Consider the following 10,070-nt stretch of genomic DNA (forward strand, 5'->3'; position numbering starts at 1 on the left):
GCGGCGTTGCGCTGACCGGTAGCGAACGCGCGGGGAAGGCCGTGGCCGCCGAAGCCGGCAGCGCGCTGAAGAAAAGCACCATGGAGCTTGGCGGCAGCGATGCCTTTGTCGTGCTGGATGACGCCGATCTGGATGTTGCGGTCAAGTGGGCGGTCTGGGGCCGGATGAACAATACGGGGCAGTGCTGTGTCGCCGCCAAGCGGTTTATCGTTCATGAAAAGATTGCCGACGCCTTCACGGCCCGTTTCAAGGAAGCCCTTGAAAAGCTGGTGCCGGGCGACCCGATGGATGAAAAAACCACGCTTGGCCCGCTATGCAGTGAAAGCGCGCTGAAACTGGTCCTGAACCAGATCGAAACCGCGGTGGCGCATGGCGCGCATGTGGTGACGGGCGGTAAGCGCATTGATCGTCCCGGCTATTTCCTGCAGGCGACCATCCTTGACAACATCAAGCGCGACAACCCGGTGTTCCATCAGGAATTCTTCGCGCCTGTCGCCATGATTTTCCGGGTGCCGGACGAACAGTCCGCGATCGACCTGGCCAATGACTCCCCCTACGGCCTCGGCGGGTCGGTCATCACGACCGATATCGAACGCGGCAAGCGGGTGGCCAGCCAGATTGAAACGGGCATGGTCTTCATCAACCGCTCAACCTGGACCGCGCCTGGCCTGCCGTTTGGTGGGGTGAAGAACTCGGGCTATGGCCGCGAACTGTCCTCGCTGGGGATTGAAGAATTCATCAATAAAAAGCTGGTGCATACCCCGGCATAAATCGGTCGGTACATGTGATCGGGGCATGGTTGCCGTCTAGCTGCCATGCCCCTCATGTTATCCGGCGTCATCGTGCGGACTGTTGGACGCGTAAGGTGGATCACGTCCCCTTTTACGCTATTGAACCCTATCGTCTGGCGCAGGATTTTACTGCTACGGCCTTTGGCCAGAACGGGTTGCGAGACCTCGTCCATCTCTGGATGCATGAAGGCTGACACTATATCTGGCATGTCGTTTTCACGGCGTGTCATTCAATGGAACCTGTGGACGCACGCTGATGGCGTTGAGGCAGGTGATTGTTGTGCGTCAGCTATCGCATCACGCCAATTGTGACGGCCAGTGCATTGCGTCAGATATGGCCCGGCGTCCCTTATCGTCTCCATAAGCCGAAATGGAAACTGTTAGGATAATGCGGTTACGGAAAGTGGAGCCTGTCTGATCCCGATATGGATGACATGTCAGGCAATTACGTACTGTATTGGCGTGCCGGATGATCCGCAAGGACGGTATTCTGCCAGATTACGACAGAAAGCTCATCTTTAAGACATTCCGTAAAACCCAAGGAAGTTTTTCACGCCGCTTTTTTCAAAAAAGCGCGCTGGCTACGGTAACGAGATCTCTCGCGCCGATGGGGTGTCGAGCGATTTTTCGCATGGGCGACACGGGGCGGTAAGTCCGTATATCTTGACTGTCTGGAGGGCACTTTCCAAAAAAAAGGGCGCTCCGTCAGGAACGCCCTTTCTTACGGTTCTTACGCTTGCAGATTACTGCTGCGCGTGATCGTCGTGTTCATGGTCACCGTGTTCGTGGTCGCCATGTTCATGATCGCCCTGCTCGCGGTCACCGTGTTCACGATCACCGTGTTCGTGGTTGCCCTGTTCACGGTCACCACGCTCATGATCGCCATGGCTGCGGCTGTGATGATGGCCGTGCCCACCTTCGTGATGCGTTTCGGTGTTGTCTTCCGCATGGGCCACAACAGGCAGGGAAAGGCCGAGCGCCGCAGCAAAAAGCAGTGCTTTTTTCATTTTATTAATATCCTTTTAACATAACTGATTTTCTCAATCAGGAAACGGACTATAAGATAGCAACCTTAATAAATAAAGACTACCCTCATATTTCATTTGTAACCGAATGAATCACAAATTACATTTATAGATGAATATAATATATTCAAATTATTTAAAAATCAGGCTCATCAAATATGAATCCTTCATCTGTAACGACAGATGCCGTATCGTGTGACCGGATATAGCCGCGCCTGTTTTTCCATGCCTGAATCAGGGCTTCACGCCATTCTTCATGTGGCTCCTTGCGAGGGGCGGAAGTGATATCAGATGTTCTGTCCATGATCCGGAAACCTCTGAAAAAACCCGCAAAAGCGCAGGCAGGATTGCCATAGCAGGAACACGGCTGAACAAGTGTGATGATTGTGTGAAACTGTAATATATATTGAAAATCGTTATTAAGAATTGGGGCCGTTTGCTGAAGGCTGGTCGCGGATGGAATGCGCCATGCCGGGAATCTACTGTAATGTCAGTCTCCGTTATTGACCGGCCCTGCCAACGGAACGGACATACGCCCTACCCTGTCCGGTATGGGTTTGGCTTCGGCTCCGGATATGCGATGATGACACAATTCCTGTCGTGATCATCATCCGCCCTTCTGATGTGCAGGCATCCGGCGGGAACTGTTGGGCCATCCCGCCGGGGTGATCGCCGTGCGCTGCACTTTGTGCGCCCTGACGCCGCAAAAAAAATCAGGACTTTCGTTCATATGCAAACCGTCGCCCGATATGCTGTGGCGCGGGGTAGGAGAGATAATTCAGCCGCTTGGCCTCCAGCCTTGCCAGGGCGACGTTCTCGACAATCTGGCCACAGCAGAACGCCAGTGCCGCCAGGGTTTCCAGGCCGGTTGCCAATACAGCCGTAGGCAGGCGAGGAACAAATCCGGTGCGGATGAACTCCATGACAATGGGCGTTCCCAGCGCGATGCCGGCAATCATGAAGATCGTACCCAGCGTACTGAAAAACATGAGCGGGCGCTCCCGCCGCAGGAGATTGAAGATCGCTATCAGGATCCGCAATCCGTCCTGATAGGTATTCAGCTTGGAGGCCGAGCCCTCTGGCCTTTCGACGTATATGGTCTCGACTTCGTTTATCGGCATGGCCAGCGTAAGGGCATGCACGGTAAATTCTGTCTCGATCTCGAACCCCGTTGACAGGGCGGGGAATGATTTAACGAAACGCTTTGAAAATATACGATAGCCAGAGAAAATATCCTTGGAACCGGGGCCAAAAAGGCACCGGACAAGGCTGGTAAAAAGCTTGTTGCCCAGAACATGACCACTGCGATAGGCGGCCTGCCTGTCAGTTACGCGCTGTCCTGTCACCATATCCAGATTCTGCTCGGAGGCCAGCGTCAGCATGCGGTGCACGGCACCGACTTCGTAGGTGGCGTCTCCGTCAATCAGAACATAGAAGTCAGCATCTATGTCTGCGAACATGCGGCGGATTACATGTCCTTTTCCCTGCCGTAGTTCGGTGCGTACTATCGCGCCCGCCTGCTTTGCGACCGCGGATGTATTATCGCTGGAATTGTTATCGTAAACATAAATATCGGCGCTGGGCAAAATGCGCGTAAACTCACTGACCACATCGCCTATTGTCACCTCCTCATTATAGCATGGAATGAGGACCGCCACGCGCGCGTCTTCAATACCGCCCAAACGTCGGGATGAATGCCGGGGTGGCGTGAGCGTATCAGTTTCATATTGATACGTTTTGGTCATGAGTTTAGCCCGATATGAGAAAGGTAGTAATTTACGACGCCATGTTGAATCAGATGGCTGGCCGGACCGAGTTTGCTCCAGTCATAAAGTAATAAAATGAAATGCGATGAAATAACTCCCATGACAACAAGATATATGGAAACTGATTTCAGCAGTTTGCCGTCATCGCAATTCCGGGCGACGGAAACAGCCCCCATAAATCCGGCGTAGAGCATGACGGGATAGAATTCCGCCCTGTAACGGAAATTCATGCTGATCGCCATGAGCATAAGGACCGCAGGAATGGCGAGACCCGCCATGATCGCAACGGATGCCCCCCGGACGCCTGATGCCTGCCGCCCCTGTTTCATGAGGGATATTATGAACACAACGCCCAGTAAGATAAAAAAACCGTCCGTCAGAAAGAAGCTGCTGGGTGGAAGTTCGGCCGCATCCACAAGGCGTGAAAATGCATCCTGAAAGTACAGGCGTCCTTCTCCATTCTGGAATGCCCATACAGGAAAAAAGAAATACAGAAGCCCAAGCGGGATGCGTTGCACATTGAACAGGCCATACCGGGCCGTGCGTACAAGACGATCCGGAAATTCCGCGTTGAACAGATACAGGTTGTAATTGGCGAATGTGAGGGGATTGCCCCAGCGTTCAAAATTGATGACTGCCGTAAGGGCGACCCCGACCACCAGAATAAGGATGGCCATGGCGCAGTAACGCAACCATGACCGTGGCACGACCGTATCGCCGGCAGATACATTGCGCCAGCAGCGCCATAAAACCAGAAGGCCGAACAGGCTCTCGGCGGCGTAGAGCCCGATCCCCATCGAAACACGCGTAAGCAGGGCCAGGACCGAGGCGACAGCCATCCAGATGAGGGCCTTTGGCGTTTCCCGTGGCTGAAGGCTTGCGCGCACGGCCCATTGAACAAAACACATGCCGAAAACGAGGGACCACAGGCAGACTTCCTGATAGAGGGACGGACGCAGGAAGCATATCTGCACACCCGTGAATGAAACCGCCACCAGAAGCAGTGTCTTCATCCATGGCAAATTCTGTAGCGCGTATTGTCCGATATACCGGACGGTCCGGTAATTAATGAAGAACATGAGGACCGCGGCCATGGCGCAGGACAGTCGTGTAATGTCGATATGCAGGCCATTGGGCAAAAAAATCAACGGCAGGCGCAGCAGGGCGGGGAAAATTCCCCAGTACGCATATACCCGGCCATCCCGCAGGAACCCCTCTTTTCCCACGGTATCAGGATCAACATCGAACCTGCCGTGAAGAAGATGATCCATCATGCTGTTGAATGTCAGGGATAGCCCGTCGATTTTCATACTAACGGGGGAGTGATGCCAGAATAAAGTATTTCCACAATACCATATTACACAAAATGCCAGAAAGGTGTAATATGGAATTCTGGATCTCATTACACTCATAAAAACGGCATCTTTCATACGCTTTTGATATAATATGTTACAACAGAGCTTGCGGCATGGATTTGCGTTTGCGTATCAGGGAACCTGAGCGGGCGCAATATCGGTATATTCGGTTATAATCCGGACGGTCCGAATCCCCCGGTTCGTGGCAGGGCCGGGGTGGTTGGATGTGCGGCAGGATTGTCCTACTCTGGTTCCCTGATCAGGATAGGGTGCCATGACCGAGCGTATCGTTTACAAGATCCTCACCGCAGCCGAGCATGAACATTTTGCCCGCATGGGGTCTTTCACCGGTTCCCCGGTGGATGTGGCGGACGGGTTCATTCACCTGTCCGACGCCATGCAGGTGACCGGCACGCTGGACAGGCATTTCAGCGGGCAGACCGGCCTTGTGCTGGTGGCGGTCGATCTGGGGCTGCTTGATCCCGCCGCCGTGCGATGGGAGCCTTCGCGCGGTGGCCAGCTTTTTCCACATCTTTATGCGGCCCTGCCCATCGGGGCTGTCGTGGCCAGCGGTCCCATCAACCGCAATGCGGATGGGAGCGTGCAGCTGCCGGTCTAGAAGCCGATTGGTAAAAAACGCCAAAGGTGTCTGGGGCCCTGCGCATCACGGTTGCTGGAGCGGCAGGGTCGCCCCCTCGACATCCCTGCCCTGCGCCTGTTCAGAATACCGGCGTTGTATGGCGGCGCGCGGTCGCGGCGTACCAGAGAAATGGAGAATGATATGTTTTTATGTGTAGGTTATGCGGCGACGGCTGCCGATGCCCGTCTGGCCCCCATGACGCTGGAGCGCCGTGACACCGGGCCGCAGGATGTGTGCATCGAAATCCTGTACTGCGGCGTCTGCCATTCCGACCTGCATCAGGCCCGCAACGAATGGCACAATACGATTTTTCCGTGCGTGCCGGGGCATGAAATCGTGGGCCGTGTGAAAGAGGTCGGGGCCGCCGTGACCCGGTTCCGGGCGGGCGATCTGGTGGGGGTCGGCTGCATGGTCGATTCCTGCCGTGAATGCCCCAGTTGCCGCACGGGGCTGGAGCAGTATTGCGAACAGGGCTTTGTCGGCACCTATAATGGCGAGGACCGGCAGGGGCGCGGAATTACCTATGGCGGCTATTCCCGCGCGGTCGTGGTGGATCAGGCCTTTGTGCTCAAGGTGCCCGAAACGCTCGATCCCGCCGCCGTCGCTCCGTTGCTCTGCGCGGGGATCACCACCTATTCCCCGTTACGGAACTGGAAGGTCGGGCCGGGGCAGCGCGTCGGGATCGTGGGCCTGGGCGGGCTTGGGCATATGGGGGTGAAATTTGCCCGTGCGTTTGGCGCGCAGGTGGTGCTGTTCACGACATCGGCCAGCAAGGTGGCGGACGGGCTGCGCCTGGGCGCGCATGAGGTCGTGCTGTCAAAGGATCCGGCGGCGATGGCCAAGGAACGCGGCCGTTTTGACTTTATTCTCGATGCCGTCGCGGCCGATCATGACATCAATGCCTATCTCGACCTGCTCCGGCGCGACGGGACGCTGGTGCAGGTTGGCGCGCCGGAAAATCCGTTGCCGGTCTCGGTGTTCAGCCTGCTTATGAAGCGGCGCAACTTCAGTGGCTCCCTGATCGGCGGTATTCCCGAAACGCAGGAAATGCTTGATTTCTGTGGTGAGCATGGCATCACCGCCGATATCGAGATGATCCGCATGGACGAGATCGAGACCGCCTATGCCCGCATGCTGCGCTCCGATGTGAAATACCGCTTCGTGATCGACATGGCGACCCTGCCGGCCGCGGCCTGATACGGGCCGGGGGCATGGGCCGGGCGCCGCGCCCCCGACTGGGGTGATGTTGCGATAATCCAACGGATATCGTAGGGAAAATGGTCGCCGGGACCGTTTTCTCAAGGGTGTTGCATGCATATCCGTGGATGTATCGGCATAATACTTCTGGTATGCATCGGCATCGTCTTTTCCACGGATCGCAGGCATATCCGCCCGCGCGTTATCGGGGCGTGCCTGCTGTTGCAGGTGGCCATCGGGGTTGGCGTGCTGCGCGTGCCGCTGGGGCAGGATGTACTGCGCACGGTCTCGGGGCTGGTGACGGGCCTGCTGTCCTATGGAGATGAAGGCGCGCGGTTCCTGTTCGGTCCGCTGGTGGGGCCGCATATGCGCGCGCTCTTTCCCGATGGCGGCTATATCTTCGCCTTTCAGGTCCTGCCTTCGCTGGTCTATGTCAGCGCCCTGATCGCCATTCTCTACCATTACGGCGTCATGCAGGCTTTCGCGCGGCTGTTCGGGCGGGGGTTGCAGCTTTGCTGGGCACATCGCCGGTGGAATCGTTTGGCGCGATCATCACCATTTTCGTGGGGCAGAGTGAATTGCCGGTGGCCCTTGGGCCTTATCTGGCCGGTATGGCGCGCACGGAACTGTTCAGCGTCCTGTGCAGCGGCACGGCTTCGGTCTCCGGCGCGACGCTGGTGGGGTATATCGGGTTGGGAATTCCGGCGGATTATCTGGTCGCGGCGTCGTTCATGGCCATCCCCGGCGGCCTGATGTTTGGCAAGATTCTGGAGCCGCGCGGCCCCGGAAGCGCCCTCAGCCCGCTGGAGGCGGGACGTAACGCCTATCATCGCGCGTTTTTCGAGGCCGTGATGGAGGGCGCGCTCCGGGGCGCGCACACGGCGCTGGCGGTGGCGGCCATGCTGGTTGCGTGCATCGGGCTGATCGCGCTGGTCAATGGCCTGCTGGGCTGGATCGGGGGTGGTATCGGCTTCCCCGGCCTGTCGCTTGAATATGGCATGGGGCTGCTTTTTTCGCCGCTGGCATGGCTGCTGGGGGTACCGGCGGCGGAATGTGGCGCGGTGGGGGCCGCGCTGGGGCTGAAGGTGGTGGTGAACGAGTTCGTGGCCTATGTGCATCTGGGGGCCGCGATACAGGCGGGGCGGCTGTCGCACCGGGCGGTGGCGATTGTTTCCTTCGCGCTGTGTGGTTTTGCCAATCTGAGTTCGATCGGGATACTTGTGGCCGCGTTTGGCAGCCAGTGCCCCGACCGGCGGGAGGAAGTGGCGCGTCAGAGTGCTCGCGCGGTGCTGGCGGGCGTGCTGTCGAACCTGACGGGTGCGGCCATTGCCGGTATCATCATCCCGTAAACCGGATGGGAGTTTTTGGGTGCGGCTTCAGGAAACACCGCCTTTTTGAAAAAAGGCGGCACCCGAAAACTTTCGCTGTTTTTTATCAATCATCTGTTTTCAGATAGTTTCCAGGCGTTTTTTTACCAGATCAGGATGGCAGCCACCGTGCGCAGGATCATTATCGACACCGACCCCGGCCAGGATGACGCCATCGCCATCATGCTGGCGCTTGCTGCCCCCCAACTGGATGTTCTGGGGCTGGTCACCGTGGCGGGCAATGTGTCGGTGGAGCAGACCACCGTCAATGCATGCCGGATACTGGAGCTGGCGCAGCGGCGGGACATAGGGGTTTACGCGGGCTGTGCGCGCCCGCTGCGGCGTGTGCCGATTACAGCGGCGCATGTGCATGGGCGCACGGGCATGGATGGCCCCGCCCTGCCCGCCCCCACGTTGCGGGCACAGGCCACGCATGGCGTGGATTTCCTGATCGAGACCATCCGGGCGCACCCGCCGGGCAGCATTACGGTGGTGACGTTGGGGCCGATGACAAATCTGGCCATGGCGGTGGTGAAGGCCCCTGACATTGCCCGGCGGGTGGCGCGGGTCGTTTCCATGGGCGGGGCGTATTCGGAAGGGGGCAATATCACCCCCAGCGCCGAATTCAACATGTTCGCCGATCCCGACGCGGCGGATATCGTATTGCGCAGCGGGGCGGCGCTTACGCTTGTGCCGCTGGATGTCACGCACCGTTTTCTCATCTCGGCCCGGCGTCTGGCGCGGCTGCGGGCCATGCCGGGGCAATGCGCGCAGGCCGCTGCCGCCATGCTCGGTTTTTCGGAGCGGTTCGATCTGCCAAATATGGCTGGGACGGCGCGCCCTTGCATGATCCGTGCACGATTGGCTGGCTATTGGCCCCCGACCTGTTCGCCGGGCGTGAGGTCAATGTCTCGGTCGAGGTGGGCAGCGCGCTCATGCAGGGGGCGACGGCGGTTGACTGGTGGCGGGTCACGGACCGCCCGCCCAATGCGCTGTTCCTGCGGGAAGTGGATGATGAGGGGCTATGGACTTGTGCTGGAGCATCTGGCCGCCTGCCCTAGCGCCGGGTTGCCGCCGTCATTCAGAAGCTGTGTGCGCATAACTTATTGATATAAAAATATAAAAGTTTTTGGGTGCCGCCTTTTTTTCAAAAAGGCGGCGTTTCCTGAAGCTGTTTGAAAAAAGCATCACCAAAAACGTGTCAGGATTTGCGCGATGGCTTATCCGAAAGGGTCATCGACAGGCAGTAACGCCGGTGTTCAGCCTCCGCCTTCATCCCAGTCGGGCAGTGCGGCCATTTCCGCCGTGAGTTCAAGCGCGTGGCGGCGCTGCGCGTGATCATGAATCGGCACCGCGGCCAGCAGTTCATCGGGCCGGTAGCGGTTGATGAAATCCTTCAGGCGCGGGGCGATCGTGCGGGTTGACCCGGCGAAGGTAAAGGCCAGCGTCTGTTCCAGCATGGCCTGCTCGCCCGTTGTCCATGGTGTGGCCCCCTTTTCCAGCGGCGGCGGGAAGGCGATGGGGCGGCCACGGCGCAGGGCAATGAAATATTGCTGGAGGGATGTGGCCAGATGCCGCCCCTCCTCCGCGTCATCCGCCGCGATGATATTGACACTCAGCATGACATGGGGCTTCGGGCAGCGTTCGGATGGCTCAAAGCGCGCGCGATAGAGCGTGATCGCATCTTCCATCTGCGCGGGCGCGAAATGTGATGCGAAGGCATAAGGCAGGCCCAGACGCGCGGCCAGAACGGCGGAAAACAGCGATGATCCCAGTAGCCATACCGGCACGCGCAGCCCCGCGCCGGGTATGGCGCGCACCCGGTGGGTATCGGTCTCGTCCAGCGGTTCGAAATAATCGAGCAGTTCCACCACATCCTGCGCGAAACGGTCCGGGGCGTCCGGGTCGCGGCGCAGGGCGCGGGCCGTG

At 58.3% G+C, this 10,070-nt stretch carries 7 protein-coding genes and 2 pseudogenes; 6 read left to right on the forward strand and 3 right to left on the reverse strand.

Features of this window, described 5'->3' with window-relative positions; genetic code table 11:
• The coding region (locus JCM25156_RS05495) for an aldehyde dehydrogenase family protein (RefSeq protein WP_025812403.1) at positions 1–770 on the forward strand (770 nt) is incomplete at its 5' end.
• Between the two features lie 776 nt (positions 771–1,546).
• On the forward strand, positions 1,547–1,822 hold the full coding sequence (locus tag JCM25156_RS28675; protein ID WP_025812404.1) for a hypothetical protein: 276 nt from the start codon (positions 1,547–1,549) through the stop codon (positions 1,820–1,822).
• Between the two features lie 707 nt (positions 1,823–2,529).
• Here the strand turns inward: JCM25156_RS28675 and JCM25156_RS05510 are convergent.
• Together JCM25156_RS05510 and JCM25156_RS05515 are read right to left on the reverse strand one after the other, a co-directional pair.
• Complete coding sequence (locus JCM25156_RS05510) at positions 2,530–3,561, reverse strand: glycosyltransferase family 2 protein (RefSeq protein ID WP_084296454.1); 1,032 nt, start codon at positions 3,559–3,561, stop codon at positions 2,530–2,532.
• A complete protein-coding gene (locus JCM25156_RS05515; protein ID WP_199898825.1) occupies positions 3,558–5,012 on the reverse strand; it encodes a hypothetical protein in 1,455 nt (484 codons plus the stop codon). The genes JCM25156_RS05510 and JCM25156_RS05515 overlap by 4 nt, the downstream gene beginning before the upstream one ends.
• Positions 5,013–5,211: 199 nt before the next feature.
• On the opposite strand from JCM25156_RS05515, the gene JCM25156_RS05520 reads away from it, so the two are divergent.
• From JCM25156_RS05520 to JCM25156_RS21820, 4 genes and pseudogenes are all read left to right on the forward strand, one after another.
• Entirely contained in the window at positions 5,212–5,556 is a 345-nt protein-coding gene (locus JCM25156_RS05520) for a DUF952 domain-containing protein (RefSeq protein WP_025812407.1), read from the forward strand.
• Positions 5,557–5,718: 162 nt separating this feature from the next.
• Positions 5,719–6,774 carry an NAD(P)-dependent alcohol dehydrogenase gene (locus tag JCM25156_RS05525; RefSeq protein ID WP_025812408.1) on the forward strand — a complete coding sequence of 352 codons (1,056 nt, stop codon included), beginning with the start codon at positions 5,719–5,721 and terminating at the stop codon, positions 6,772–6,774.
• A 114-nt stretch (positions 6,775–6,888) separates the two neighbouring features.
• Positions 6,889–8,123, forward strand: a pseudogene (locus JCM25156_RS21815) (NupC/NupG family nucleoside CNT transporter).
• A gap of 204 nt (positions 8,124–8,327) precedes the next feature.
• Positions 8,328–9,202, forward strand: a pseudogene (locus JCM25156_RS21820) (nucleoside hydrolase).
• A gap of 198 nt (positions 9,203–9,400) precedes the next feature.
• Here the strand turns inward: JCM25156_RS21820 and JCM25156_RS05540 are convergent.
• On the reverse strand, positions 9,401–10,070 hold a 670-nt coding region (locus tag JCM25156_RS05540; protein WP_025812409.1), incomplete at its 5' end, for an MsnO8 family LLM class oxidoreductase.

Source organism: Komagataeibacter kakiaceti JCM 25156, assembly GCF_000613305.1.